The organism is Dactylosporangium sp. NPDC049140, from assembly GCF_040648435.1.
The window spans coordinates 25,946-50,189 of record NZ_JBEZDS010000064.1 but is presented as its reverse complement, the minus strand read 5'-3'; the positions used below and the strand labels follow the sequence as shown (position 1 = coordinate 50,189).

The following is a 24,244-nucleotide window of genomic DNA, read 5'->3' as shown; positions in this document are numbered from 1 at the left end:
CTCAGCGCCGGGTGAACGCGCGGCGGTAGTCGCGCGGCGACAGGCCGCGGCGCCGGGCGAACTGCTCGCGCAGGACGGCGGCGCTGCGGTAGCCGGTGCGCTCGGCGATCCGCTCGGTGGACACGTCCGTGGTCTCCAGCAGCTCCTCGGCCAGGTTGAGCCGCTGGGCGCGCAGCCAGGCGTGCGGGGTGGTGCCGGTGGCGGCCTTGAAGTACCGGATGAACGAACGGCGGCTCATGAGCGCCCGGGCGGCGAGAGCGTCGATGGTGAGCCGCTCGTGCAGGTGCGCGCGGGCCCATCCGACGACCTCGGCGAGGCGCTCGGTCTCGCCGCCGTCCGCGACCGGCACGTCCACATACTGCCGCTGGCCGCCTTCCCGATGCGGCGGTACCACGAGCAGCCGCGCGATCGCGTTGGCGAGCCCGGCGCCGTGGTCGCGGCGGATCAGGTGCAGGTACAGGTCCAGGCCGGCCGCGGCCCCGGCGCCGGTGGCGATCCGGCCCTGGTCGACGTAGAGGCGCTCGGCCCGGACCGTGACGTCCGGGTGCCGGGCCGCGAGCGTCCCGGCGTGCTGCCAGTGCGTGGTGGCCTCGCGCCCGTCGAGGAGCCCGCTCGCGGCCAGCGCGAACACGCCGAGGCAGTGCGCGGCCACGGTCGCGCCCCGGGCGTGGGCGCGGCGCAGGGCCGCCCGCAGCCGCGGGGCCGGCCCGCCGATCTGCTCCGCGCCCGGGAGCACCAGCACCAGGTCGGCCCGCTCCAGCAGGCCCGGCCCGTGCTCGGCGAGCACCGGCACGCCGAGGTCGGTGGTCACCGGCCCGCGCCGGTCGGCGCAGACGGCGAAGTCGAAGCCCGTCAGCCCGGGCCGCGCCCGGAACGCGGCGCTGGCCATCCCTAGCCCGAGCGCCGCCGCCCCGGCCGGTGCGTAGGCCGCGACCTTCTGGAACGCCATCGGCCCATCGTGGCACGAATCCTGCGATGGACGGCACCCGGGCCAGACGCTGCCGCCGCAGACTGGGTCCATGAGCGCAACCGGTCTGGTCCTGGTCGACCCCTACAACGACTTCCTCGCCGACGACGGCCGGATCTGGCCCCGCATCCGGGACGTCGCCGAGGCGGTCGGGCTGCGCGAGCACCTGCGCGCGCTGCTGGCCGGGGTTCGCGCGGCGGGCCGGCCGGTGTTCGTCGCCCCGCACCGCCGCTACCGCCCCGGCGACGTCGACGGCTGGACCCACGCCCCGCGCCCGCACGCCATGCTGCGCGACGCGCGGCTGTTCGAGCTCGGCACCCCGGGCGGCGAGTTCCACCCCGAGCTCGGCCCGCGCGCCGGCGACGTCGTCGCGGGCGAGCACTGGGCCATGAACGGCTTCGTGCACACCGACCTCGACCTGCTCCTGCGCCGGCACGGCATCGAGCACGTCATCCTCGCCGGACTTACCGCGCCCGGCTGCGTCGAGGGCACCGGCCGGCACGCGATGGAGCTGGGCTACGGCGTGACGCTCGTCAAGGACGCCACGGCCGCGTTCACCATGGACCTTCAGCGGGCCGCGACCGAGCTCACCGGGCCGCTGTACGCCGACGCCGTCCGCTGCACCGCCGAGGTGCTTGCGGCCCTCGCGTAGCGCGGTCTCAGCGGCGCAGGGCCCGCCGCGCCAGGGCGTTGCCGAGGAACTGGCCGGCCTGGACGATCACGATGATCGTGGCGACGGTGATGTACACGACCGGCCAGTTGTAGCGCTGCGACCCGTAGGTGACCGCGAAGTCGCCGAGGCCGCCGCCTCCGAAGAGGCCCGCCTGCGCGGACATGTCGACGACGCCCACGAAGATGAAGGTGTAGCCGAGGACGACCGGGCCCAGCGCCTCCGGTACGACCACGGTGAGCAGGATGCTGATCGGGCGGGCGCCGGCCGCGCGCGCCGCCTCGATGACCCCGGGCTCGACCGCGAGCAGGTTCTGCTCGATGATGCGGCTCACCGCGAACGCGGCCGCGAGCGACAGTGCGAAGGTGACCGCGTTCGTGCCGATGGTCGTGCCGATCGCGACGAGCATGAGCGGCTGGATCGCGGTGAGGAAGATGACGAACGGGATCGGCCGCACGACGTTGACCAGGATGTTGATGATGATGAAGACCGCGCGGTGGGACAGCAGGCTGCCCGGGCGGGTGGCGTACAACGCCAGCCCGAGCACCAGGCCCAGGAGGCCGCCGGCGACGACCGAGATGATGACGATGTAGAACGTCTGCCCGATCGCGTCGCGGAACACGGGCAGGTTGGTGACGAACTCGTCCACGTCAGTCCTCCTCGGCCACGTCGATGCCCTCGGCGCGCAGGGCGGCCAGCGCCGCGTCGATGCCCTCGGCCGGGCCGGTCAGCTCGAAGGTGAGGCTGCCGACCGCCCGCTCCTGCAGCTCGCTGATGCCGCCGAAGACGATGTCCGCGGCCACGTCGTGCGCCGTGAACGTCCGGACCAGGTGCAGACCGGTCCGGTCGCGGATCGCCACGCTCACCAGGCGCCCGCTGTGCGTGCGGCGCAGCCGTTGCAGGGTCTCCTTCGAGGGCCGGTCCCGCAGGGCGCCCCGCACGAAGTCCGCGGCGGCGGTACTGCGGGGCCGGGCGAACACGTCGTACACCGTGCCCGTCTCGGCGATCCGGCCGCCGTCCATCACCGCGACCCGGTCGGCGACGGCCCGGATCACGTCGAGCTCGTGGGTGATGAGCACGATCGTCACCCCGAGCTCGCGGTTGACCCGGCCGAGCAGGTCCAGCACCTCGGCCGTGGTGCGCGGGTCGAGGGCGCTGGTGGCCTCGTCGGCCAGCAGCAGGGACGGCTCGGTGGCGAGCGCCCGGGCGATGCCGACGCGCTGCTTCTGCCCGCCCGAGAGCTGCTCCGGATGGTCGTGCGCGCGGTCGAGCAGCCCCACGAAGTCGAGCAGCCGCGCCACCCGCCGGTCCCGTTCGTCCTTCCGCACGCCGGCGACCTTCAGCGGGTACGCCACGTTGCCCGCCACCGTCCGGGAGCGGAACAGGTTGAACTGCTGGAAGATCATGCCGATGTCGCGGCGGACCCCGCGAACGTCCCGTTCGGACAGTGCCGAGATCTCGCGGCCGCCGACGAACACGCGCCCGCTCGTCGGCGCCTCGAGGCCGTTGACGAGCCGGATCAGCGTGCTCTTGCCGGCGCCGGAGTGGCCGATGACGCCGAACACCTCGCCCTCGGCCACCTCGAGGCTGACGTCGTCCAGGGCGAGCACCCGGGCGCCGTTGCGGCCCCGGGTGAAGGCCTTCGTGACCTGGTCGAGCCGTACGTGCGGCACGGTCTACTTCTTGCCCGCCGCGACGGCCTGGTCCTGCACGGTCTTGAGCAGCGACTGCAGCTCGCCCGGGGCCACCTTGCGGAAGACGGCGGTGCCGCCGTTGGACTGCTGCACGCCCTGCTCCACCGTCGCCTCGTGGTAGAGCTCGGCGAGCTCGAGGTAGGTCGGGTTGTCCTTGTCGGCCGCGCGGGCGACGAAGATGTTGACGTACGGGGCCGCGCTCGAGCTCGCCGGGTCGTCCTGGAACACCGCCGCCGTGCGGGGCAGGCCGGCGCTGGTGGCGTAGTTGTTGTTGACGATCGCCGCGGCGACCGAGCCGCTCTTGAGCGCCCCGGCGGTCTGCGAGGCGTCGAGCGTGACGACGTCGACCTTCTTCGTGTCGATGTCGGCCGCGCTGGAGAACGCGGTGCCGCCGTTCTTCAGCGTCACCAGGCCGGCCGCCTGCAGCACCAGCAGCCCGCGGGCCTGGTTGATGGCGTCGTTGGGGATGGCGACCTTCGCGCCGGCCGGGATCGCCGCCGGCGACGAGTAGTTCAGGGAGTACAACGGCAGCGGGTAAACGGCTGTCGCACCGATCGGCTGCAGGTCGTCGTGGGCGATGGCGTTGTAGTTGGCCAGGTACTGGATGTGCTGGAACTCGTTGAGCTCCAGCTGCTTCTCCTTCAGGGCCGGGTTGGGCTGGCTGTAGTCGTTGAAGTTCACGAACTGCACGGTTACGTTCAGCCGCTGGTGGGCCAGGTCCGCGTAGGTCTTCCAGTACGGCTGGGACGCGTCGGTGACGCCGATGCGCACGGTCTTCGCGGCCTTGCCGCCGCTGTCGTCGTCGCCGCCCCGGGTCACGGCCACCGCCACGACGGCGGCCACGACCACGACGGCGGCCGCGGCGGCGATCCACGGCCAGCGGCTGCGCCTTCGCGCGGGCAGCCGGGGCTCTTGGGACGGATCGGGCTCGGGGGAGTTGCTCGGTTCGGTCATGCCGGCAACCATAGTCGACTAAATCGATAGGAAAAATGTGTTCTAGGCGACCTCGCGGAGGCGGCCCGTCTCGACCTCGTAGACGAACCCGCGCACGGAGTCCTTGTGGGGGATGAACGGGTCGGCGGCGATGCGGCGGATCGACTGGCGGACGTCCTCGTCCAGGTCGGCGAACGCCTCGGCCGGCCAGGACGGCTTGATGCCGACCTCGGCCTGGATGGCCGCCTTGAACTCGTCGTCGGTGAACGTCAGCATGCCGCACCCGGTATGGTGGATGAGGATGATCTCGGTGGTGCCGAGCAGCCGCTGGCTGATCGCCAGGCTGCGCAGCTGGTCCGCGGTCACGACGCCGCCGGCGTTGCGGATGACGTGGGCATCGCCCTCATCGAGGCCGAGCAGCCCGTAGGGGTTGAGCCGGGCGTCCATGCAGGCCACGATCGCGACGTGGCGGGCCGGCGGCAGCGGCAGGTCGCCCTTGTCGAAGGCGGCGGCGTAGCGCTCGGCGTTGCGCAGCAGTTCGTCGGTGACGGTCATGACCCCGACCCTAAACCCGGCTACTTACATAGGAGAAGTAGGTTACTTACTCAAACCGCCGACGGGTCCCGGCGGGTCAGGGCTTAGCATTTCCTATCCAGTCAGTCGAGACAGTGGGTGGAACGTGAGTGACGTCGATGTGGCGGTCGTCGGCGGCGGGGCGGCCGGGGCGCTGGTCCTGGCGCACCTGGCGCGGCTCGCGCCCGCCCGGCTCCGGGTCGCGCTGATCGACCGCGGCCCCGGCGAGATCGGCAGCGGCACCGCGTACCGCACGCCTGACCCGGCGCACCTGCTCAACGTCCGGGCGAGCGCGATGAGCGCCTGGCCCGACCGGCCCGATCACTTCACGCGCTGGAGCGGCGTGCCGGCCGACGAGTTCGCGCCCCGCGCCACCTACGGCGCCTACCTTGCCGCCCTGGCCGCCGAGGCGGCCGGGGGTGACCTGGCCGACGTGCGCCTGATCCGGGGCCGGGCCAACGGCGTCCACCGCACGCCGGACGGCTGGAGCATCACCATCGACGGGGCCGCGCCGGTGGTCGCGACCGAGGTCGTGCTCGCCATCGGCATCGAGCCGCCGGCCCAGGCGTGGGTACCGCGCCGCCTGCGCCATCAGCCACGGTTCGTCGCCGACCCGTGGCGGCCGGGCGCGCTGGACGACGTCGGGCCCGACGACCCGGTCCTCATCGTCGGCACCGGGCTGACCGCGGTCGACGTGGCCGTGTCGCTCGGCGCCCGGACCCGGGGCACGATCACCGCGACGTCGCGCAACGGCCTGCTGCCGTTCGCGCACACGCGCGAGGTCCGGGCGCCGATGCCGCTGGACGGCACCGACCTGCCCGCGACCGTCAAGCAGCTGCGGCGGCTGATGCACCGTCGCGTCCGCGAGTCGATCGCGGCGACCGGCGACTGGCGCCCGGCGATCGACGGCATGCGCCCCCACACGCAGGCGATCTGGGCCGCGCTGCCCGAGGCCGAGCGGCGCGAGTTCCTGCGCCGGGACCTGCGCCGCTGGGACAACGCCCGGCACCGCATGGCGCCCGCGGTCGCCGACGCCATCGCCGGGCTGCGGTCCGCGGGCCGGCTCGTGATCGCGACCGAGCACCCCTCGGTCGCCATCGCCGTCGCCGAGCCCGGCAGCTGGATCGTCAACACCACCGGGCCCGACCCCGACCTGGCCGGCTCCACGAACCCGCTCATCCAGCAGCTGTTCGCCGAGGGGTACGTGACCGCCGGCAGCCTGGGCATGGGCTGGGCCACCACCGACGACGGGCAGCTGCGTGACGCCTACGGCAACCGGGTCCCGGGCCTGTGGACGCTCGGGAGCACGCGCCGCGGCCAGCTGCTGGAGAGCACCGCGGTCCCCGAGATCCGGGCCCAGGCCCTCGCCCTCGCCGAGCGGCTGGGCGACACGCCCTCACCGCGCCGCGGCCCGGCCCGGCTGGTCCGCCGCGACCAGTACGGGCTGCCGGTCCTCGCCACCGCGCCCGCCGCCGAGCACTTCGACGACGCGGTGCGGCGGGTCCTGCGCGTCCAGCGGGGCGCGGAGGAGGCGCTGGCCGCGGCGATCGCCGAGGACCCGTCGTTCGCGCTCGCCCACACCGTGCGCGCGCTGCTGGCCGTCGAGGGGCTCATCGGCGCCGACGCGCGCTCCGCGCTGGAGGAGGCCGAGGCGGCCGCGCGGGTGCGCAGCGACGCCCGGACCGGCAGCCTGCTGCGGGCCGTCGCCGGGCGCGTGCGGGCCAACGACCCGGCCGGGCTGCTCGCGCACATCGAGGAGTTCCCGCGCGACGCGCTCGTGGTCAACGCCTGCGTCCCGACGATCGCGTTCGGGGGCGCCACGCAGGTGCCGCAGCACGCCTGGGCGATCGTCGAGCGGCTCGCCCCGGTGTACGGCGAGGACTGGTGGTACCTCGGCCTCCTGGCGTTCGTACGGCAGGAGCAGCACCGCTGGGCCCAGAGCGCCGACCTCGCCGACCGTGCTCTCGCCGCCGACCCGGCCGGCGGGCACGCGGCCCACGCCCGCAGCCACGTGTACTACGAGACGGGCGACCACCGCGCCGGCCTCGAATGGCTCGACGCCTGGATCGCGGGCCCGGGCCGCGCCGCGCTGCAGGGCGCGCACTACTCCTGGCACGCGGCGCTGCACGAGATCGCCTTGGAGCGCTGGGAGGGCGTGTCGGCCCGGCTCCAGGGCCGGCTGTCGCCGCGGTCGGTCAGCGGGGTCCGGGCGCTCGTCGACTCGGCGTCGCTGCTGTGGCGCTGCCACGTGCTCGGCGCGCCGCCGCAGCCGGTGCCGATCGAGGCGGTGCTCGGCGCCGTGCCGGAAGGCCTGCTGCGCGAGCCGCGGACCGCGTTCATCGCCCTGCACGCCGCCCTGGCGCTGGCCGCCGCGGGTGACCTGACCGGGCTGGAGGCCCTGCGCCGGTACGCCACCGGCCGCACCGGCCCCGCCTTCGACCTCGTCGCCGCGCTCGTGCGGGCGCTGAGCGCGTACGTGAACGGGGACTACGCGCTGACCGTCGAGCTGATCTCCCGCCGCACCGGGGAGTGGGTCCGGCTCGGAGGCAGCGACGCCCAGCGCGAGGTCATCGACGACACGCTGCTCAGCGCCCTGGTCCGGGCCGGCCGCTACGGGCCGGCCCGGGAGCCGGTCACGCCGCGGGGCTCCGCTGCACCGTGAGGGGCAGCGGGCCCGGCTTCGAGGGTGTGGACGTCGACGGTGGTCACGCGTGCCCCCGGCGGGCCCACTCCGCGGCGAGCAGTTCGTAGGAGCGCACCCGGTCGGCGTGGTCGTGGGTGATCGTGGTGATCGCCAGCTCGTCGGCGCCGGTCGCGTCGCGCAGCTGCTCGAGCTTGTCGGCCACCGTCGCCGGCGCGCCGACCAACTGGGTCTCGACCCGGTCCCGGACGAGCTCGCGGTCCTCGGCGCTCCACTCGTGCGCGGCCGCCTCCTGCGGCGTCGGGAACGGGATCGCGCCCGAGCCGGCCCGGATGCTGCGCACCCACAGGCCGTAGCCGGACGCGAGGACGGCCGCGTGCTCGTCGGTCTCGCCGACGACCACGTCCGCCGAGACCGAGATGTACGGCCGGTCCAGCTCCGCCGAGGGGCGGAACGCGGCCCGGTAGGCGTCGACCGCGTCGATGACGGTGCTCGGGCTGTGGTGGTAGGACGCCGCGAACCGCAGGCCCCGCTCGCCGGCGACCGTCGCGCTGGAGCCGCCCGACGCGCCCAGGATCCACACCTCGAGCGCGGCGCCCTCGCCCGGGTACGCACGCACCGCCACCCCGTCGGGGGAGACGTAGGCGCCGGCCAGGAGCGCAAGGATGTCGCTGATCTGGGAGTCGTAGCCGGGGGTGTACGCGCCCGGCTGCTGCAGCAGGTGCAGCTGGGTGGCCACCTTCGTCGCCGAGGTGGCCAGCAGGCGGCTGAAGTCGAACTGCTTGGGCAGCAGCAGCCCGTTGCCGGTGCGCTGCTCGGTTGCGTGATCGGCGCCGCCCCGGTTCGCCGTGTACGCCGACACCGCCGCGGCCGTCGGCTGCCCCGCGCCGTTGCCGTCCGCGGCCGGCTGCTGGCGCCCGATCGAACGGCCCAGGCCCAGGTCGAGCCGGCCCGGGTACACCGCGTCGAGCAGCCCGAACTCCTCGACGGTGGCCAGCGGCTGGCGGTGGCCGAGCTGCACCCCGGCCGAGCCGATCCGGATGGTGCTCGTGGCCCCGGCGACCAGCGCGATCGAGACGGCCGGGGAGGCGCCGAGCACGCCCGGGTTGAGGTGGTGCTCGGCGAACCAGTAGCGCCGGTAGCCCAGGCGCTCGGACTGCCGGGCCAGATCGATGGCGTTGGCCACGGCGGTCGCGGTGTCGTCGCCGCTGCTGCGCGGGATCAGATCCAGTACGGCCAGGGGGGTGGTGCTCATGTGGTTCCTCTCAGCGGTCCAGGGCCAGGTCGGCCAGGATGCGGCCGATCGCGGGGGTGAACTTGAAGCCGTGGCCGGAGAAGCCCGTCGCCACCACGAGCGGGCCGTGGCGGTCGGGCACGAAGTTCGCATCCGGCGTCGTGGTGTGGGCGCCGCCCATCGCCCCGCCCCCACCACCACGACGTCGGCGTCCATCGCCTCAGCCCAGGATTCGTGCGGCGCCGAAGCCGGCGGCGTGGGCCGCGTACGCGAGCGCGGTCCGGTAGGGCCCGGCGTGCTCGCCCCACACCCCGATGGCGGTGCCGTCGAGGTTGAGCCCGGTCGGCCCGGCGGCGCGGCGCCCGCGCTCGAAGACGACCGTGGACGCGCCCCGGCGGGCCACGTGGTACGCGGCGGTCAGGCCGTGCACGCCGGCGCCGACGATCTCGACGTCGTAGCTGTGGTTCCGCAACCGTACAGGCCCTTCGACCGAAGGTCTACTTAACCCATAGGATTACACGGAATCTGCGAAAGCGCGAGACTGACGCGCGGCCGGATGCGTCCCGGGCCGCGAATCACCTCCGCCGCTGTGTCTCCGGCCGGGCGGTGAAGTACGCCTCGCGGGAGTCGGGGTGGAACCCGCAGCGCCGGAAGAGCCGGACGGCCGCGACGTTGTCGGCGTTCACGCTGATCTCCGCGGCCTCCTCGTAGTCCGGCCGGGCCGCCACCGCGGCCATCGCGGCGCTCAGCAGTGCGATCCCGAGCCCGCGGCGCCGCCAGGCCGGGACCGTGCCGGCCTGCACCGGCCCGCCCGTCCAGCACGTCACGAAGCCGACCGCGGCGCCTTCCTCATCCCGGGCCAGCAACGAGAGCGACTCGTCGAGCTCCATGTCACCGGTCCACCTCATCCAGTCCTCGAACGACCGGCCGGGCCGCTCCGACGGGGCGAAGGGACTGTCCGGCCGGTCCGCGAACGACTCGGCGTACACGCCGAAGCCGTCCGCGTCGTCCCATGCGGCGATGCTCACCCCGGGCGGCGGCGGGGCGATCTCGACCGGCTCGCCGAGCGGCCGCCACATGCGGTCCAGGGCCGCGGTGAGGTGCAGCCCGCGACTCTCGAACAGCCGCTGCTTCTCCGCCGTCAACGCCGGGGCCTTCACGACGGCGTCCGCCGGGACCCGGGCCAGCGCCCAGTCGAGCACGGCGCCGCCGAGCCCGCGTCCCCGGTACGACGGATGCACATGACCTTCGATGGTCGGCTCGAGCCGCGTGGGCAGCGCCGCCGCCGCGACGAGCTGCTCCCCGGCGAAGCCGCCCACGCTCTGGGCGCCGAACATGCCGAGGTAGAACTCGGGCGCGTACGTTGCCTGGGTCGCTCCGTCGGCGGCGACGCTCAGCCCGGCCAGCTCGATGATGGCCTCACGGTCCTGAGGACGAAGGCTCCGCCACCGCACGCCGCTCACCGGCTGCGGCCCGCGCCACCTGCTCAACAGACCCATACCGCGATCGTATGGACATTCGTCGCCGTGTACATCCGGCTGGCGGCCACCATCGCGGGCGCGGGCCGCTCACCGGTGGCGAGTACAGGGCCGGCCGTTGCGCACGAACGCGGGGGCGTCGGTCATGGCGTCGAGGAGGCCGGAGAGGTTGCCGCGTTCCAGGTGGGTGTAGTAGTCAGGGCTGACCCCGGCGACGCGGCGGGTGCCGCCGAAGTCCGGCAGGCCGGCCTGCCGGAGGGTGATCCGGGCGCGCCGGCCGGCCAGGAACTCGCGCACGTCGCCCTGGTTGTCCATGCCCGTCACGGTACGGCGCCGGGTGAACGGCATGGGGGTTCTGTCATTACCTGCTACGGCAAACCCTCCCGCCGGTGCGCACGAGCCGGTTCCATGGACAACATGGAGCTGCTACCTGTACGTCCCACTGTGAAGACGCCCGCGCAGGCGTTCACCGGCGACGTCTACATGACGCCGATCTACAACGGCACCGGACCGTCGCGCCTGACGGTCGCGCTCGTGCGGTTCACCCCGGGGGCCCGGACCAACTGGCACTCGCACGCCGTCGGGCAGACCCTGCACGTGACCGAGGGCGTCGGCCTGGTCGGCACCCGCGACGGGTCGGTGCTGCGCATCCACGCCGGCGAGACAGTCGTCTGCCCGCCCGGCGAGGACCACTGGCACGGCGCCGCGACCGGCACGTTCATGAGCCACCTGGCCATGCTCGAGGCCAGGCCCGACGGCGGCGACCCCACCACCTGGCTGGAGCCGGTCACCGGCGAGGACTACGAGCAGGCGAACCAGCGGTGACCCTCAGCCCGAGCCGGCGGGCCATCGGGCCCATCGCCGCGTTCACCGCATCCGGGGAGCTGCTCCGGCTGCGCGAGGCCCTCGACGGCGTGGACCCGCAGCTGCGGTCCCACCTCGGCATCGCCCTCAACACCGGGCTCACCGAGACGGAGCTGCGCGACCTGGCCGCGGTCCTCGGGGAGCGGGTCGGCCCGACCCCGGCGGAGCGCATCGGAGAGGGCCTGGCACGTCAGAAATAGCGCTCCGCGATGGCCTCGACGATCTTCGGGTCGTCGGTCAGGACCGGGTCGCCCGGGCGCGGGTCGTGGAAGACGACGTCGGTGAAGCCGAGCCGCTCGTAGCGGCCGGCGAAGTCCTCGAACGCGTCCACGCTCGCCAGCGGGCGGTCCGGGGTCTCGCCGGTGAGGATGTACCGGGCGAGCGTCGACGGGTCGCGGCCGTGCACCGCGCAGCGCTCGTCGAGCTGCGCGGACTGGGCGCGTACGGCGGCCTCGATGGCGGCGCCGGACTTGTCCTCGCCGTTCGGGTCGCCGTACGTGATCCAGCCGTCGCCGATGCGGGCGGTCAGGTCGAGCGCCTTCGGGCCGCCGGCCGCGATGGCCAGCGGGACCCGGGGCCGCTGGACGCAGCCGGGGTAGGTGCGGGCCTCGTCGGCGGCGTAGTGCGGGCCGCGGTGGCTGTAGGCGGGCTCGCGCAGCGCGCCGTCGAGGACCTCCGCGAACTCGGCGAACCGGGCCGAGCGCTCCCGGGGCGTCGGCGCCGTGCCGCCGAGGACGGTGGCGTCGAAGCCGGTGCCGCCCGCGCCGATGCCGAGCGTGAGGCGGCCGTCGCTGATGTGGTCGAGCGTCATCGCTTCCTTGGCCAGCGTCACCGGGTGGCGGAAGTTCGGCGAGGTCACCATCGTGCCGAGGCGGATGCGGGAGGTCGCCGCGGCGAGCCCGGTCAGCCACGGGATCGCGGCGTGCCAGGCCTGGTCACGGTACCGCCGCCAGGAAAGATGATCATAAGTCCACAGGTGCGTGTAGCCCAGCGACTCCAGGTGTCGCGCCCGGGCGACGGTCTGCGGCCACGGGTCGGCGGGCAGGAGCAGGACACCGATGCGCACCCGGTGATCCTATGCGCGGGCGATGCCCAGCGTGGCGACGAGGTCCTCGTGCAGCTCGAACCACACCCGGTGGCAGGAGTCGACCTCGACACCGGTGATCCACTCCCCGCCGCGGGACAGCGCGGCGGTGAACCGCTCGTGGTAGCCCGCGAAACGGTCCAGGTGCGCGGTCAGGTCCCGTTCGAGGTCGCGCAGGGCGCCGGCGAGCGTATGGAAGGCGTCGACGCTGCGGTCGGTGTCGAGCTGCCACGCCGTGAACGCGGCCGCGGCGCGGGCGTTGAGCGGGACGAACCGGTCGTGGATCGCGGTGACGGCGGCGCGGGCGCCGGCGCGGTCGAGCTCGTCGTGCAGCTGGGCCTCGTTGTGCCGGCGGCCGCGCTCGGTGAGCGACCAGCCGCTGAGGCCGGCGAACGCGGACCGGGCCACCTGGCCGAACGCCTCGGCGTCGAGGAGTTCCTCCTCGGTCTGCCCGGGGTCGAGGCGGAACCTGGCCGCTATCGTCGCGGTGTCGGCGAACCCCTTGAGGCGCACGGCGTGCAGCACGAGCATCAGGAGACCTCCGTGACGGTACCGGCGGCGCCGTCGACGATCACGACGGTACCGTCGGCGAATCTGCTTGTGGCTCCGCCCAGGCCGACGACGGCGGGGATGCCGAACTCGCGCGCGACGATCGCCGCGTGGCACAGCACCCCGCCGGTCTCGGTGACGACGCCGGCGGCGACGCGGAACAGCGGCGTCCAGGCCGGGTCGGTGGTGCGGCACACCAGCACGTCGCCGGGCCGGACGCGGGCGAAGTCGTCGGCCGAGCGCACGATCCGGGCCGGCCCGCGGGCGCGCCCGGGGCTGGCCCCGAGCCGGGTGATCGGCCGCGACTGCAGCACCCAGACCCGGTCGCCCCGGATCGCCCACTCGACGTCCTGCGGGCGACCGAGGATCTCCTCGCACCGGCGGCCCAGCGCGACAAGCTCGCGGAACTCGGCGGGGCCGGCGCCGGTCACGATGATCTCGTCGGGGGTCACCGCGCCGGAGACGACCGGCGCGCCGGGTCCGGCGGCGGCGTTGATGACGATCGCGTCGGCGCCGTCGCGCGGGTCGCGGGTGAACAGCACGCCCGCCGAGTCGGCCGCGACGAGCGCCTGCACCAGGACCGGGATCGGCCGCTCGGGGAGCCCGAGGTGTTCGCGGTAGTGGCGGGCCCGTTCGGTACCGGCGGCGCACCGCCCGATCGCGGCGAGAACCGCGTCGACGCCGCGGGCCCCGAGCACGGTCTCGTACTGCCCGGCGAACGACGCGGTGACGGAGTCCTCGGCCAGCCCCGAGGAGCGCACGGCGACGGGGTGGTCGCCGAGGTGCCGGCCGAGGGTCGCGCGGTCGACCGGGCCGGTCACGACGAACCCGTCGGGCACCGGGAGGCCGGCCCGGAGCAGGATGCCGAGCGCGTGGGCCTTGCCGCCGCACTCGGGGCCGGCCGCGGCGAGCGGTACGACGCTCACGGCTCGAGCCGCCCGAGCACGCGCTCGTGCCGCTGCTGCGCCGCCTGGGCCGTCCGCAGCCCGAGCGCGGGCGCGATCTGGCTCCAGGTCAGCCCCTCGGCGCGGGCCACGAACAGCAGCGCTGCCTCGAGCTGGTCGACCTCGGCCCGGGCCGCGGCGAGCAGCCCGATCGCGGCGAGCAGGTCGTCGGGGATCTCCACCGCGTCGCGGTCGGTGTTGGCGAGCCAGAGCGCCTGCCGGATGAGCGTGAAGGCGTCGTGCGGCTGCCCGTCGGCGAGCCACGGCAGCCGCGGCAGGTCGTGGCCTCGTACCATCGCCCCAGCCTCGTCTTCAACAATCTGTTTGTCAACAACATGTTGATGCGGGCCCGGGGTCAGTGTTCACGTGGGCGACGTCCGCCGATCACCGGCGCTCGGCACACTGAGCGGCCGTGCCATCCCTGTCCGACCGGCTGCAGGACCTGGTCCACGCGCCCGGCATCGCCCCGCTCGCGTTCCTGCTCGCGTTCCTGGCCGGCGCCGGGCACGCGGTCACGCCCGGGCACGGCAAGACGCTCGCCGCCGCGTACCTGGCCGGGTCCCGCGGCCGCATCCGCGACGCCGCCTGGCTCGGCGGGTCGGTCGCCGCCATGCACACCGTGTCGGTCCTGGTGATCGGCGTGGCCTGGACCTTCCTGTCGCTGTCCGGCCTGATCCGCATGGAGGCGCTCACCACCTGGCTGCAGATCGCCGCGGGTGTACTCGTCGTAGCCACCGGCATCTGGATGCTTCGCCGCCACCTCCGTGCCCACGGGCACGAGCACCACCACCACGAGCACGGGAAACGGCCCGGCCTGGTGCTGCTGGGCATCTCCGGCGGCCTGACCCCGTCGCCGTCGGCGTTCCTGGTGCTCGCCACCGGCCTGTTCCTGGGCCGCGCGGGCTTCGCGCTGCTGCTGGTGCTCACGTTCGGCCTCGGGATGGCGGTCGTGCTGTTCGCCGTCGGCGCCCTGGCCGTCGCCGGCACCTCGCTCGTCACGCGCAACGCCCGCTCGCTGGCCGCCCTGCGCCGGGTGGGCCGGCTGACCCCGGTCCTGGCCGCGGGCGGCATCACGCTGTTCGGCGCCGGCCTGGTCACGGTCGCGGCGGTACACCTGGCGGCGGTCGCGTAGCGCCTCGGCGGGTTGTCAGCCGACGGCGCAGGCGGTGCCGTTGAGGGAGAACGCGCCCGGGGCGGCGCTGTTGCCGGTGTGGGTGGCCTGGAAGCCGAAGCTCGTCGACCCGCCCGCGGGGATGCCGGCGTTGTATCCGACGTTGCGCGCGGTGACCGCGCCGCTCGCCGGGGCGTAGGTGGCGTTCCAGGCGGCGGTGATCGTCTGGCCCGACGGCAGCGTGAAGGCCAGCGCCCAGCCGTTGATCGGGGCGGCGGACGTGTTCGCGACGGTGACGTTCGTGGTCAGGCCGGTGTTCCAGGCGTTGACGGTGTACGTCACCCGGCACGCCCCGGCCGGCTGCGGGCTGGACGAGGCCGACCTCGACGGGCTCCCTGACGGGCTCGCCGACGACGTTCCCGGGTTGGGCGAGCCCAGGCTGCCGGGCACGGACAGCAGCGCGTTGTACCAGACCGTCGCCATCTTGCCGTAGCCCACGGTGCCGGGGTGGATGCCGTCGAGCAGGTCGGCGGTGGTCAGCGCGCTGTACATGTTGACCAGGTGCAGGTGCTTGCCGGCGTTGACCCGGGTCTGGACGATGCCGGGGATGGCGGCGTTGTACGTGCGTACCGTCGCGTCGCAGCACGACACCGGGATGATCTGGGCCACGAACACCTCGGCCGCCGGCGCGAGGGCGGTGATGTGGTCCAGCAGCGTGGCCAGCCGGGCGGGGGCGCCGGCCGGGTCGCTGCCGTAGATGTCGTTCGTGCCGATGTGGAGCAGGATCGTGTGCGGCGTGTACGCCGGCAGCCAGGTGCCGACGTTCGCGTCGATCTGCGCGATGGTCCAGCCGGAGTGGCCCTCGTGGTCGTGGTCGCCGAGGGTGGACGGCCCGTTGGACATCGAACCGACGAAGTCGACCTTGTACCCGCCGGCCACGAGCTTGCTCCAGAGGTCGATGCGGTACCCGCCGGCGACGCTCAGCCCCTCGGTGAGCGAGTCGCCGAGCGGCATGACCCGCACGCCGCCGTTGGACTCGGCGCTGGCGGGGGCGACCGCGAGGATCGTGGCGCCGACGAGGGCGGCGAGGGCCGTACCGATCGCGAGCATCCGCATGGCCCGACCCTGCCAAGCCCGCCCGGCGATGGCCAGGAAGCGCTTCGACGAGTCGTCGAACGGCCAGGTCAGGCCGTGAAAGTTGCGCTCAGCTCACCGGGAAGACGACGTCGAACCCCGGCCATCGGTACCTCCACTGTTAGCCCGGCGGTCGCCTCCATCACAACACATGCACGCCTGGCGTTCTTGCCAACAACTTGCGATAGCAGGAGACTGCCAACAAGCGCCGTGCGGGCGGCGCGGGGGTGGGGAGGGACATCATGCACATTCCGGACGGGTACCTCAGTCCGCAGACGAGCGCCGTCTTCGGCGTGGCGATGCTGCCGCTGTGGTGGCAGTCGGCCCGCCAGGTGAAGAAGGTCGTCAAGAGCCGGTACGTGCCGCTCGTGGCGCTCGGGGCGGCGTTCTCGTTCGTGGTCATGATGTTCAACATCCCGATCCCCGACGGCACCACCGCCCACGCGGTCGGCGGCGGCCTGATCGCGATCCTGCTGGGGCCGTGGGCGGCCTGCATAGCCGTGTCCATCGCCCTGCTCATCCAGGCCCTGTTCTTCGGCGACGGCGGCATCCTCGCCTTTCCCGCGAACGCCTTCAACATGGCGGTGGTCCTGCCGTTCGTGGCCTATGGGGTGTACCGCCTGCTGACCCGCAACGCCGCGCTGACCTCGCGCCGGCGGATCTGGGCGGGCGCGGCCGGGGCGTACGCCGGGCTGAACATGTCCGCGCTGGCGGCCGCGATCGAGTTCGGCATCCAGCCGGACCTGTTCCACAAGGCCGACGGGACCCCGCTCTACGCCCCGTTCCACCTGTCGCAGACGATCCCCGCGATGATGCTCGCCCACCTGGTCATCGCCGGCGTCGTGGAGGGCGTGCTGACCGGCGGCGTGGTGGCGTACCTGCAGCGGGCCAACGTGCCGCTGCTGCGGATCAACGCGCCCGAGGTGCCGCTCACCGAGGCCGAGGTGCAGCGCAAGCCCGTGAGCCCGCTGCGCGCGGCCCTGGTCACGCTCGGGATCATGGCCGTCATCAGCCCGCTCGGCCTGCTCGCCCCGGGCGGGGCGTTCGGCGAGGGCGCGCCCGGGGACCTCGACCTGGGCAAGTACGGGCTGAGCGCCGTGCCCGAGGGCCTCGCGAAGTACACCGGCTTCTGGGGCAGCACGCTGCTGCCGGACTACGGGGGCGGGATCTGGTGGCAGTACATCCTCAGCGCCCTGATCGGCGTCGTGGTCGTCGCCGGCCTCGTCTTCGGCATCACCTGGCTGATCGGGCGGCGGCGCGGCGGCGAGCGGGAGGCGGCCGACCTCGACGCGCCGCCGGTGCGGTCGTGACCGCCCCGGCATCGGCCCCGGCCTGGCTGCTGCAGCCCGAGGTCGGGCTGTGCCCCTGCGGCTGCATCGGCAAGCGGCGCAAGGGCAGCTTCGTGGCCAAGACCCTCGAGGGCGCCTCGGGCGTGCTGCGGCAGGCGATGTTCTCCGACGACATCGCCGCGGCCAAGGGCCTGCTGCAGCGGTTCGACCCGCGGGTCAAGCTCGTCACGATGGTCGGGCTGCTCGTCGCGGTGGCGCTGGTGCACTCGCTGCCGCTGCTGGCCGGCGCGTACGCGGCCACCGTCGCGCTGGCGGTGGCCTCCGGGCTGTCGCTCGGCTTCTTCATCAAGCGCGTCTGGCTGTTCATCCCGATCTTCACCGGCATCGTGGTGCTCCCGGCGACGCTGTCGATCGTCACGCCCGGAGACGTACTGCTGCCGCTGTGGCACTGGCACGGTCACACGCACGGTGTCACGGAGCAGGGACTGCACGGCGCCGGGATCATCGTCGCGCGCGTGGCGACCTCGATCTCCCTCGTCGTGCTGCTCACCCTGACCACGCCCTGGGTGCGCCTGCTCGCCGCGCTGCGGGCGCTCGGCGTGCCGAAGATCTTCGTGCTCATCATCGGGATGGCGTACCGGTACCTGTTCCTCCTGCTCGACGCGGTCGACGACATGTACACCGCGCGCAAGGCCCGCACCCTCGTCGGCGACACTGGGAAGCGCCAGGTCGCCGAGGGCCGCCGGTTCGTCGCGGCCGGCGCCGGCACCCTGTTCGGCAAGGCGCACCAGCTCTCCGAGGAGGTACACCAGGCGATGACCGCCCGCGGTTACACCGGCAACGCCCGGACCCTCACCGGCTTCCGGCTGCGCCCGGCCGACGCCGTGTGGAGCGTCGCGGTGGTCGCCCTGGCCGTCGCGCTGCTGGTCGCCGACCACCGGGTGGGCCGATGAGCGTCGTCTTCGAGTGCACCGGCCTGCACTACCGTTACCTGGAGCGCTTCCCGGCCCTCGACGGGGTCAGCCTGCAGGTCAACGGGGGCGAGACGGTCGCGCTGCTCGGCGCGAACGGCTGCGGCAAGTCCACGCTCCTCAAGCTCCTCGACGGCCTGCTGTTCGCCGAGCGGGGGACGTTCACCGCGTTCGGCGAGGAGGTCACCGAGGACAAGCTCGAGGACGAGCAGTTCAACCACGGCTTCCGCGCCCGGGTCGGGTTCGTCTTCCAGAACTCCGACGCGCAGGTGTTCTCCCCGTCGGTACGCGAGGAGATCGCCTTCGGCTGCCTGCAGCTGGGCCTGGACCGGGCGGTCACCGCGCAGCGCGTCGACGACGTCCTGGAGATGCTCGACATCGCCGAGCTGGCCGACCGGGCGCCGTTCCAGCTGTCGGGCGGCCAGAAGAAGCGCGTCGCGATCGCCTCGGTGCTGGTGATGAACCCGGAGGTGCTGCTGTTCGACGAGCCGACCGCGGCCCTGGACCCGCGCACCCAGTTCTGGCTGATCGAGCTGCTGGAGCAGCTGCGCGCGGCGGGCAAGACGATCGTCCTGGCCACCCACGACCTGGAGTCCCTGCCGTCGCTGGCCGACCGCTGCGTGGTCTTCGGCGAGAACCACCGGATCCTCGCCGACGCCGCGACCGCCACGGTGCTCGCCGACCGCGAGCTGCTGCTGTCGGCGAACCTGATCCACGCCCGGAGCGTTCGCCAGTCCGACCCGCGCTGACCCCCGGCCGCGGTGTCAGCCGCAGCCGGACGCGCACACGTCCAGGCCCGGGTCGGTGGCGAGCGCGGTCAGCTGCGCCAGGGTCAGCGGCGGGGGTGGGCCGGATCGGAGACCGGCCGGCCGGCCGGGTCCTGGCCTTCACCGAGCGTCGAGCCGGGCGCGACGCGACTCAGCGCCTGGTTCACGGCCGAGGCCACCGCCTCTCCATGACCGATTGCCGTGGACACTATTGCAAAATATTTGCAAGTACGAGAGTGTTGCAATGTGGCCGTCGAGGGGAGCTCGTCATGACACTGTCGTTTGTGGACGCCACCGCGCTGCAGGAGAGCTGGGACCGCCAACAGGAAGGGTATATGCCCGACCGCGAACATCGCTTCGCCGCGATGCTCGATGCCGTCGCCGCCACCGCCGCCGACGACCGGCCGGTGCGCCTGCTCGACCTCGCCGGGGGAACCGGGTCGATCACGCTGCGGGCCCTGCGCCGGTTCGCGGCCGTCGACGCGACCGTGCTCGACCTCGACCCGGCGCTGCTGGCCATCGCCGGGGGCAGCCTGGCCGGGCGGGCCGCGATCGTCGCCGCCGACCTGTCCCGACCCGAATGGGCGGCCGCGCTGCCGGCGGGCGAGTTCGACGCGGTGCTCACCGCGACGGCCCTGCACTGGCTGCCCGGCGAGCGCATCGAGGGGTTGTACGCCGAGATCCGCGAACTGCTCCGCCCCGGTGGCGTGTTCGTCAACGCCGACCACATGCCCGACGAGGGGCTGCCGACGCTGACCAAGAACCTGCTCGCGACCGAGGAGGCGACGCGCAACGCCCGGTACGCCGCCGGGGCCGCGCTGTCGTGGTCGCAGTGGTGGGCGCACGTGGCCACGGTGCCGGAACTGGGACCGCTGGTCGCGCGGCGGCACGAGATCTACCCGAGCGGGCACGCCGCGGAGTACACGCCGCCGGTCGCTTGGCACCTGGAGGCGCTGCGGTCCGCCGGCTACGCCGAGGCCGGCGTCCTGTGGCGCGGCGGCCCCGACGCGGCCGTCGTGGGCGTGCGCTGACCGCCACGCGCGGCGGCCCCGACGCGGCCGTGGTCGGCGGGCGCTGACCCGGCACGGCGCCGAACAGGATTCTCCCGGGAACTTCGGCGCCGGTTCCACCGACCAAACACAGTGATGAACCGGGCCAGAGGACCAGCCGCGCTCGCCGGCGTCGTGACCCTCGTCGTGGCGCTGCGCTGGGGCGGCGGCGTCACCGGCCGCGCCATCGCCGGGCTGCCCGATCCCGGCGCGTTCACCGCCTGGGGCCTGCCGCTCGCCCGCGCGGCGGCCGACGTGTGCGCCGTGGCCTGCGCCGGGTTCGCGGTGACGGCGGCGTTGCTGCTCCCCGGCGACGGGACGCTGCTCGGCGCGGCCGCCTACCGGATGCTGCGCCGGGCGGCGTGGTGGGCCGGCGGATGGGCGCTGGCCTGCCTCGCGCTGCTGCCGCTGACGCTGTCGGACCTGCTCGGGCGGCCGGTGCCGGAGGTGACGTTCGCCGGGGTGCGCAGCCTCGCCTGGTCGGTGGCGCAGGGCCGGTCCGCGCTCGCCCAGGCGGTGCTCGCCGGCGCCGTGGCGGTCGCCGCGCGGCTCGTGCTGACCCGGACCGGCGCCGCGGCGGTCGCCCTGCTGGCCTGCGCCGCGCTCGTACCGCCGGCGCTGACCGGCCACTCCGCCGGGGCCGGCGACCACCAGCTCGCGGTCACGAGCCTCGCCGTGCACATCGTCGCGGCCGCGCTCTGGGTCGGGGGCCTCGCCGCGCTCGTCACGCTGCGGTCCGACGCGGTCCTCGCCGTCGCCGTGCGGGGCTACGGCCGGCTGGCGCTGGGCTGCTTCGTCGCCGTCGCGGCCAGCGGGGTCGCGAACGCGGCGGTGCGGCTGGGCGCGTTCGGCGAGCTCTGGCACTCCCGCTACGGGCTGCTGGTCCTCGGGAAGGTCGCCGCGCTCGTCGCGGCCGGGGCCTTCGGTGCGGTACACCGGCGGAAAACGCCACCCGTCGCGCTGCGCCGCCTCCTCGCGGGTGAACTGGTCCTCTTCGCGGCAACGCTCGGGCTCGCCGTCGCGCTGTCCCGCACCCCGACCCCGGTGCCGTCGAACCCGGTCGACCCCGACCCGGTCACCGAGCTGCTCGGCTTCCCGGCGCCCGCGCCGCTGTCGGCCGTGCGGGTGTTCTGGCCGCCCCTGCCGGACGGCTTCTTTCTGGCGGCGGTGGTACTCGCGGCCGCCGCCTACGGCACCGGCGTGTGGCGGCTGCACCGCGGCGGGCACCGCTGGCCCGTCGCCCGCACCGCGAGCTGGCTCGGCGGGGTGGCCCTGCTGGCCGCGTTCACCCTGTCGGGGTTCGTGCGGTACGCGTACGTGCTGTTCTCCGCGCACATGGCCCAGCACCTGGTGCTCGCGATGCTCGTGCCGATCCTGCTCGTCGGCGGCGCCCCGGTGACCCTCGCCCTGCGCACCCTCCGCCCGCCCGCCGACCCGCGGGTCCGCGGCGCCCGCGACTGGCTGCTGCTCGTCGTGCACAGCCGGGCGCTGCGGCTGCTGTCGCACCCCGTGGTCGCGCTCGCGATCTACGTGACCAGCCTGTACGCGCTGTACTTCAGCGACCTGCTCGGCGTCCTCATGCGGTACCACGTCGGGCATCTGGCGATGCTTGTGCACTTCGTGCTGAGCGGGTACCTGTTCTTCTCGGTCCTCATCGGCGTCGACCCCGGCCGGCGGACCGTCGCGCCGCCGGTCCTGGTGCTCGTGCACTTCGCCGGCATGGCGTTCCACGCCTTCCTGGGCATCGCGCTCATGCAGTCCCGGACCGTGATCGCGCCGGACTGGTACGCCTCCGTGCACCCGGCCTGGGCGAGCGGCCTGCTCGACGACCAGCGCGTCGGCGCCGGGCTGGCGTGGGGCTTCGGCGAGATCCCGGCGGTCGCGATCCTGCTGCTGCTCGTCGTGCGCTGGATCCGGGCCGACGAACGGGAGCAGCGCCGCCTCGACCGCGCCGCCGACCGCGCCGAGGCGACGGGCGAGGAGGACGACCTCGCGCGGTACAACGCCTTCCTCAGGCGCGCCGCCGAGCGCCGCTGATGTGCCGCCGCCGGCCCAGGATCGCGGCGCCGAGCGCCAGCACGATGACGATGGCGGCGACGACGACGACGGTCCAGGGCACCGCCCCGGGGTCCGTGGTGACCGCGGCGGGGGCGGAGCTCGTCGCCGTCACCGCCGATCCGGAGACGTTGAAGGAGAACTGCCCCTCGATCGGATGACCGTCGGCGGAGACCGTGCGCCAGGCCACTCTCACCGCACCGTTCGGCAACGGCCGGAGCGGCTGGGTGAGGGTCCGGTCCGCCACGTGCGCGGCTCCGTCCACATAGGACGCGCCGTCGGGGCCCGTGACCACGACGGTGCTGAACTGCTGCTTGACGCCGTCGCTGAAGGTCAGGGCGACGGCGCTCAGTGGTGCGCGCACGGCGGCGCCGTCGGCGGGATCGCTGGCCACGAGCCGGGAGTGCGCGAACGCCGGGGCGGCCGGGGCGAGCAGCAGGAGCAGGGCCGCGGCGAGGAGAACGCGAGTGATACGACGCATGCCGGGAACTTTAGGCCATGCCGCGGCGACTATCCCAGTGACTGTCCACTTGGTACAAAGGATGTCCCGATGTCGTTGCCGCTGCGGATTTTCGGTGCCGCTCTGCTTCTGACGCTCGCCGGCTGCGGCGAGGCCGTCCAGGCCGGACCCTCGCTGGTGATGCAGGACCCGTGGGTGAAGACGGCCGACTCGGGGATGTCGGCCGCGTACGGCACGCTGGTGAACACCACCGGCAAGGAGGTCGTGGTGGTGTCGGCCACGTCGAGCGTGTCGCCGGCGATGGAGCTGCACGAGACGACGACCGTCGACGGGAAGATGGCGATGAGGCCCAAGGAGGGCGGGTTCGCCATCCCGGCCCACGGCCGCCACGAGTTCGAGCCCGGCGGCGACCACCTGATGCTCATGGACGTGAAGACCCCGGTGAAGCCCGGCGACCAGGTCACCTTCACGCTCACCCTGAAGGACGGCGGGACCGTGCGGTTCACCGCCCTGGGCAAGGACTTCGCCGGCGGCAACGAGTCCTACCAGCCGGGCCTGGGCTGACGTGCCGGGTCGAGTCGGGCGGCGCGCCCTGCTGACCGGCGGCGCCCTGGCGCTGGCCGGAGCCGGCGCCACGGCCGCCGTGGCCGCGGGCCGGCCCGGCGAGTCCACTGTGGACTTCGGTGCGCAGGTCGTCCCGTTCCACGGCGTGCACCAGGCCGGCATCGAGACGCCCGCCCAGGCGCACGCCGCGTTCGTCGCCCTCGATCTCAGGCCCGGCACCGACCGGGCCGCGCTCGGGCGGCTCCTGCGGCTGCTCACCGACGACGCCGCCCGGCTCGCCCGGGGCACCCCGCCGCTCGCCGACGGCCAGCCCGAGCTCGCCGCCGTGCCCGCCCGGCTCACCGTCACCTTCGGCTTCGGGCCGGGCCTGTTCGACGCCGCGGGGCTCGCGGCGCGGCGCCCCGAGTCGCTGCGGCCGCTGCCCGCGTTCGGCATCGACCGGCTCGAGCCGCGGTGGTGCGGCGGGGACCTGCTGCTGCAGATCTGCGCCGACGACCCGGTCACCGTGTCCCACGCGCAGCGGATGCTCGTCAAGGACGCCCGGGCGTTCGCGACCGTGCGCTGGGTGCAGCGCGGCTTCCGGCGCGGTCGCGGCATGCAGGACGACGGGGTGACCCAGCGCAACGTGCTCGGCCAGGTCGACGGTACGGCCAACCCGCCCCCCGGCACCGGCGTGTTCGCCGGCGCGGTGTGGACGGACGAGGGGCCGGACTGGCTGCGCGCCGGCGGCACGACGCTCGTGCTGCGCCGCATCCGGGCCGAGCTCGAGACGTGGGACGCGGCCGATACCGCCGGCAAGGAGTTCGCCGTCGGCCGCCGCCTCGCCGACGGCGCCCCGCTCACCGGGCGGCGCGAGCACGACCCGCTCGACCTGCGGGCGAGGAACGCGATCGGGTTCCCGGTCATCCCGGAGTTCGCGCACGCCGCCCGCGCGCACGTGCTCGACGACCGGCAGCGCATCTTCCGCCGCCCGTACAACTACGACGAGCCGCCGGCTGCCGACGGTACCGCCGAGGCCGGTTTGATCTTCGCCTCGTTCCAGCGTGACATTGCGCGGCAGTTCCTGCCGATCCAGCGCAACCTCGCCGAGGCCGACCTGCTCAACGAGTGGATCACGCCGATCGGCTCCGCGGTCTTCGCCGTCCCGCCCGGCTGCGCCGAAGGCGGGTGGATCGGCCAGACCCTGCTGGGGTGACTGGCTATGGCAGGCTGG

General features: G+C 74.0%; 28 protein-coding genes. 12 read left to right on the top strand and 16 right to left on the bottom strand.

The window, feature by feature from the left end:
- Window position 1: 1 nt before the first annotated feature.
- Entirely contained in the window at window positions 2-949 is a 948-nt protein-coding gene (locus tag AB0B76_RS52205; RefSeq protein WP_360391702.1) for a helix-turn-helix domain-containing protein, read from the bottom strand.
- 70 nt (window positions 950-1,019) lie between these two features.
- Here AB0B76_RS52205 and AB0B76_RS52200 point away from each other — a divergent pair, with 70 nt between their 5' ends.
- Window positions 1,020-1,619: an isochorismatase family cysteine hydrolase gene (locus AB0B76_RS52200; RefSeq protein WP_360391699.1), complete on the top strand. Its 600-nt coding sequence runs from the start codon at window positions 1,020-1,022 to the stop codon at window positions 1,617-1,619.
- 7 nt (window positions 1,620-1,626) lie between these two features.
- Here AB0B76_RS52200 and AB0B76_RS52195 read toward each other — a convergent pair whose 3' ends face one another.
- Genes AB0B76_RS52195 through AB0B76_RS52180 form a run of 4 tightly spaced genes read right to left on the bottom strand, consistent with a single transcriptional unit; the run spans window position 1,627 to window position 4,819 of the window.
- Window positions 1,627-2,286: an ABC transporter permease subunit gene (locus AB0B76_RS52195; protein ID WP_360391697.1), complete on the bottom strand. Its 660-nt coding sequence runs from the start codon at window positions 2,284-2,286 to the stop codon at window positions 1,627-1,629.
- A 1-nt stretch (window position 2,287) separates the two neighbouring features.
- Complete coding sequence (locus AB0B76_RS52190) at window positions 2,288-3,310, bottom strand: methionine ABC transporter ATP-binding protein (protein WP_360391694.1); 1,023 nt, start codon at window positions 3,308-3,310, stop codon at window positions 2,288-2,290.
- Between the two features lie 3 nt (window positions 3,311-3,313).
- Entirely contained in the window at window positions 3,314-4,285 is a 972-nt protein-coding gene (locus tag AB0B76_RS52185; RefSeq protein ID WP_360391691.1) for a MetQ/NlpA family ABC transporter substrate-binding protein, read from the bottom strand.
- A 42-nt stretch (window positions 4,286-4,327) separates the two neighbouring features.
- A complete protein-coding gene (locus tag AB0B76_RS52180) occupies window positions 4,328-4,819 on the bottom strand; it encodes a carbonic anhydrase (RefSeq protein WP_360391688.1) in 492 nt (163 codons plus the stop codon).
- A 124-nt stretch (window positions 4,820-4,943) separates the two neighbouring features.
- On the opposite strand from AB0B76_RS52180, the gene AB0B76_RS52175 reads away from it, so the two are divergent.
- The gene (locus AB0B76_RS52175; RefSeq protein ID WP_360391686.1) at window positions 4,944-7,499 is read left to right on the top strand and encodes an FAD/NAD(P)-binding protein; all 2,556 of its coding nucleotides are present in this window, start codon (window positions 4,944-4,946) and stop codon (window positions 7,497-7,499) included.
- 43 nt (window positions 7,500-7,542) lie between these two features.
- Here AB0B76_RS52175 and AB0B76_RS52170 read toward each other — a convergent pair whose 3' ends face one another.
- The 5 genes from AB0B76_RS52170 to AB0B76_RS52150 all read right to left on the bottom strand — a co-directional run bounded on the left by AB0B76_RS52170 (window position 7,543) and on the right by AB0B76_RS52150 (window position 10,505).
- On the bottom strand, window positions 7,543-8,733 hold the full coding sequence (locus tag AB0B76_RS52170) for an LLM class flavin-dependent oxidoreductase (protein ID WP_360391683.1): 1,191 nt from the start codon (window positions 8,731-8,733) through the stop codon (window positions 7,543-7,545).
- Window positions 8,734-8,743: 10 nt separating this feature from the next.
- Entirely contained in the window at window positions 8,744-8,893 is a 150-nt protein-coding gene (locus tag AB0B76_RS52165) for an FAD-dependent oxidoreductase (RefSeq protein ID WP_360391681.1), read from the bottom strand.
- A 39-nt stretch (window positions 8,894-8,932) separates the two neighbouring features.
- Complete coding sequence (locus AB0B76_RS52160) at window positions 8,933-9,184, bottom strand: FAD-dependent oxidoreductase (RefSeq protein WP_360391678.1); 252 nt, start codon at window positions 9,182-9,184, stop codon at window positions 8,933-8,935.
- A gap of 103 nt (window positions 9,185-9,287) precedes the next feature.
- Complete coding sequence (locus AB0B76_RS52155) at window positions 9,288-10,211, bottom strand: GNAT family N-acetyltransferase (RefSeq protein WP_360391675.1); 924 nt, start codon at window positions 10,209-10,211, stop codon at window positions 9,288-9,290.
- Between the two features lie 69 nt (window positions 10,212-10,280).
- Window positions 10,281-10,505 carry a hypothetical protein gene (locus AB0B76_RS52150; protein WP_360391672.1) on the bottom strand — a complete coding sequence of 75 codons (225 nt, stop codon included), beginning with the start codon at window positions 10,503-10,505 and terminating at the stop codon, window positions 10,281-10,283.
- Between the two features lie 102 nt (window positions 10,506-10,607).
- Between AB0B76_RS52150 and AB0B76_RS52145 the strand changes: the two genes are divergently transcribed.
- Window positions 10,608-11,015, top strand: a complete 408-nt coding sequence (locus tag AB0B76_RS52145) for a cupin domain-containing protein (protein ID WP_360391670.1) — start codon at window positions 10,608-10,610, stop codon at window positions 11,013-11,015.
- Window positions 11,012-11,254 carry a hypothetical protein gene (locus tag AB0B76_RS52140; RefSeq protein ID WP_360391667.1) on the top strand — a complete coding sequence of 81 codons (243 nt, stop codon included), beginning with the start codon at window positions 11,012-11,014 and terminating at the stop codon, window positions 11,252-11,254. The genes AB0B76_RS52145 and AB0B76_RS52140 overlap by 4 nt, the downstream gene beginning before the upstream one ends.
- On the opposite strand, the gene AB0B76_RS52135 is transcribed toward AB0B76_RS52140, so the two are convergent.
- The 4 genes from AB0B76_RS52135 to AB0B76_RS52120 are packed head-to-tail and all read right to left on the bottom strand — an operon-like array spanning window position 11,245 to window position 13,927.
- The gene (locus tag AB0B76_RS52135) at window positions 11,245-12,120 is read right to left on the bottom strand and encodes an LLM class flavin-dependent oxidoreductase (protein ID WP_360391664.1); all 876 of its coding nucleotides are present in this window, start codon (window positions 12,118-12,120) and stop codon (window positions 11,245-11,247) included. The two genes, AB0B76_RS52140 and AB0B76_RS52135, sit on opposite strands and share 10 nt — an antisense overlap.
- Before the next feature lie 9 nt (window positions 12,121-12,129).
- Window positions 12,130-12,669: a transcriptional regulator gene (locus tag AB0B76_RS52130; protein WP_360391661.1), complete on the bottom strand. Its 540-nt coding sequence runs from the start codon at window positions 12,667-12,669 to the stop codon at window positions 12,130-12,132.
- The gene (locus AB0B76_RS52125) at window positions 12,669-13,613 is read right to left on the bottom strand and encodes a PEP/pyruvate-binding domain-containing protein (protein ID WP_360391659.1); all 945 of its coding nucleotides are present in this window, start codon (window positions 13,611-13,613) and stop codon (window positions 12,669-12,671) included. Before AB0B76_RS52125 ends, AB0B76_RS52130 begins: the two co-directional genes overlap by 1 nt.
- Window positions 13,610-13,927, bottom strand: a complete 318-nt coding sequence (locus AB0B76_RS52120; RefSeq protein ID WP_360391656.1) for a hypothetical protein — start codon at window positions 13,925-13,927, stop codon at window positions 13,610-13,612. Before AB0B76_RS52120 ends, AB0B76_RS52125 begins: the two co-directional genes overlap by 4 nt.
- A 116-nt stretch (window positions 13,928-14,043) precedes the next feature.
- Between AB0B76_RS52120 and AB0B76_RS52115 the strand changes: the two genes are divergently transcribed.
- On the top strand, window positions 14,044-14,763 hold the full coding sequence (locus AB0B76_RS52115; protein WP_360391654.1) for a cobalt transporter: 720 nt from the start codon (window positions 14,044-14,046) through the stop codon (window positions 14,761-14,763).
- 15 nt (window positions 14,764-14,778) lie between these two features.
- Here AB0B76_RS52115 and AB0B76_RS52110 read toward each other — a convergent pair whose 3' ends face one another.
- Window positions 14,779-15,852 carry a cellulose binding domain-containing protein gene (locus tag AB0B76_RS52110; protein ID WP_360391740.1) on the bottom strand — a complete coding sequence of 358 codons (1,074 nt, stop codon included), beginning with the start codon at window positions 15,850-15,852 and terminating at the stop codon, window positions 14,779-14,781.
- Between the two features lie 266 nt (window positions 15,853-16,118).
- On the opposite strand from AB0B76_RS52110, the gene cbiM reads away from it, so the two are divergent.
- The 5 genes from cbiM to AB0B76_RS52085 all read left to right on the top strand — a co-directional run bounded on the left by cbiM (window position 16,119) and on the right by AB0B76_RS52085 (window position 21,989).
- Entirely contained in the window at window positions 16,119-17,186 is a 1,068-nt protein-coding gene (cbiM, locus tag AB0B76_RS52105) for a cobalt transporter CbiM (protein WP_360391651.1), read from the top strand.
- Window positions 17,183-18,118: a cobalt ECF transporter T component CbiQ gene (gene cbiQ, locus AB0B76_RS52100; protein WP_360391649.1), complete on the top strand. Its 936-nt coding sequence runs from the start codon at window positions 17,183-17,185 to the stop codon at window positions 18,116-18,118. Before cbiM ends, cbiQ begins: the two co-directional genes overlap by 4 nt.
- Complete coding sequence (locus AB0B76_RS52095) at window positions 18,115-18,885, top strand: ABC transporter ATP-binding protein (RefSeq protein WP_360391646.1); 771 nt, start codon at window positions 18,115-18,117, stop codon at window positions 18,883-18,885. The genes cbiQ and AB0B76_RS52095 overlap by 4 nt, the downstream gene beginning before the upstream one ends.
- Before the next feature lie 287 nt (window positions 18,886-19,172).
- On the top strand, window positions 19,173-19,934 hold the full coding sequence (locus AB0B76_RS52090; protein WP_360391644.1) for a class I SAM-dependent methyltransferase: 762 nt from the start codon (window positions 19,173-19,175) through the stop codon (window positions 19,932-19,934).
- A 114-nt stretch (window positions 19,935-20,048) separates the two neighbouring features.
- Window positions 20,049-21,989 carry a bifunctional copper resistance protein CopD/cytochrome c oxidase assembly protein gene (locus tag AB0B76_RS52085; RefSeq protein WP_360391641.1) on the top strand — a complete coding sequence of 647 codons (1,941 nt, stop codon included), beginning with the start codon at window positions 20,049-20,051 and terminating at the stop codon, window positions 21,987-21,989.
- Here AB0B76_RS52085 and AB0B76_RS52080 read toward each other — a convergent pair.
- Window positions 21,964-22,488 (bottom strand): copper resistance CopC family protein, encoded by a 525-nt coding sequence (locus AB0B76_RS52080; RefSeq protein WP_360391639.1) that lies wholly within the window; start codon window positions 22,486-22,488, stop codon window positions 21,964-21,966. The two genes, AB0B76_RS52085 and AB0B76_RS52080, sit on opposite strands and share 26 nt — an antisense overlap.
- 69 nt (window positions 22,489-22,557) lie before the next feature.
- Here AB0B76_RS52080 and AB0B76_RS52075 point away from each other — a divergent pair, with 69 nt between their 5' ends.
- Entirely contained in the window at window positions 22,558-23,031 is a 474-nt protein-coding gene (locus tag AB0B76_RS52075) for a copper chaperone PCu(A)C (protein ID WP_360391637.1), read from the top strand.
- A gap of 1 nt (window position 23,032) precedes the next feature.
- Window positions 23,033-24,226 (top strand): Dyp-type peroxidase, encoded by a 1,194-nt coding sequence (locus AB0B76_RS52070; protein ID WP_360391634.1) that lies wholly within the window; start codon window positions 23,033-23,035, stop codon window positions 24,224-24,226.
- Window positions 24,227-24,244 lie beyond the last annotated feature (18 nt).

Bases quoted from the DNA above. Each gene is read 5' to 3' on its own strand.
- AB0B76_RS52205 (WP_360391702.1), bottom strand. From the start codon at position 949: ATGGCGTTCCAGAAGGTCGCGGCCTACGCACCGGCCGGGGCGGCGGCG.
- AB0B76_RS52200 (WP_360391699.1), top strand. From the start codon at position 1,020: ATGAGCGCAACCGGTCTGGTCCTGGTCGACCCCTACAACGACTTCCTC.
- AB0B76_RS52185 (WP_360391691.1), bottom strand. From the start codon at position 4,285: ATGACCGAACCGAGCAACTCCCCCGAGCCCGATCCGTCCCAAGAGCCC.
- AB0B76_RS52180 (WP_360391688.1), bottom strand. From the start codon at position 4,819: ATGACCGTCACCGACGAACTGCTGCGCAACGCCGAGCGCTACGCCGCC.
- AB0B76_RS52170 (WP_360391683.1), bottom strand. From the start codon at position 8,733: ATGAGCACCACCCCCCTGGCCGTACTGGATCTGATCCCGCGCAGCAGC.
- AB0B76_RS52165 (WP_360391681.1), bottom strand. From the start codon at position 8,893: ATGGGCGGCGCCCACACCACGACGCCGGATGCGAACTTCGTGCCCGAC.
- AB0B76_RS52155 (WP_360391675.1), bottom strand. From the start codon at position 10,211: ATGGGTCTGTTGAGCAGGTGGCGCGGGCCGCAGCCGGTGAGCGGCGTG.
- AB0B76_RS52150 (WP_360391672.1), bottom strand. From the start codon at position 10,505: ATGGACAACCAGGGCGACGTGCGCGAGTTCCTGGCCGGCCGGCGCGCC.
- AB0B76_RS52145 (WP_360391670.1), top strand. From the start codon at position 10,608: ATGGAGCTGCTACCTGTACGTCCCACTGTGAAGACGCCCGCGCAGGCG.
- AB0B76_RS52130 (WP_360391661.1), bottom strand. From the start codon at position 12,669: ATGCTCGTGCTGCACGCCGTGCGCCTCAAGGGGTTCGCCGACACCGCG.
- AB0B76_RS52120 (WP_360391656.1), bottom strand. From the start codon at position 13,927: ATGGTACGAGGCCACGACCTGCCGCGGCTGCCGTGGCTCGCCGACGGG.
- AB0B76_RS52110 (WP_360391740.1), bottom strand. From the start codon at position 15,852: ATGCTCGCGATCGGTACGGCCCTCGCCGCCCTCGTCGGCGCCACGATC.
- cbiM (WP_360391651.1), top strand. From the start codon at position 16,119: ATGCACATTCCGGACGGGTACCTCAGTCCGCAGACGAGCGCCGTCTTC.
- AB0B76_RS52095 (WP_360391646.1), top strand. From the start codon at position 18,115: ATGAGCGTCGTCTTCGAGTGCACCGGCCTGCACTACCGTTACCTGGAG.
- AB0B76_RS52090 (WP_360391644.1), top strand. From the start codon at position 19,173: ATGACACTGTCGTTTGTGGACGCCACCGCGCTGCAGGAGAGCTGGGAC.
- AB0B76_RS52085 (WP_360391641.1), top strand. From the start codon at position 20,049: ATGAACCGGGCCAGAGGACCAGCCGCGCTCGCCGGCGTCGTGACCCTC.
- AB0B76_RS52080 (WP_360391639.1), bottom strand. From the start codon at position 22,488: ATGCGTCGTATCACTCGCGTTCTCCTCGCCGCGGCCCTGCTCCTGCTG.
- AB0B76_RS52075 (WP_360391637.1), top strand. From the start codon at position 22,558: ATGTCGTTGCCGCTGCGGATTTTCGGTGCCGCTCTGCTTCTGACGCTC.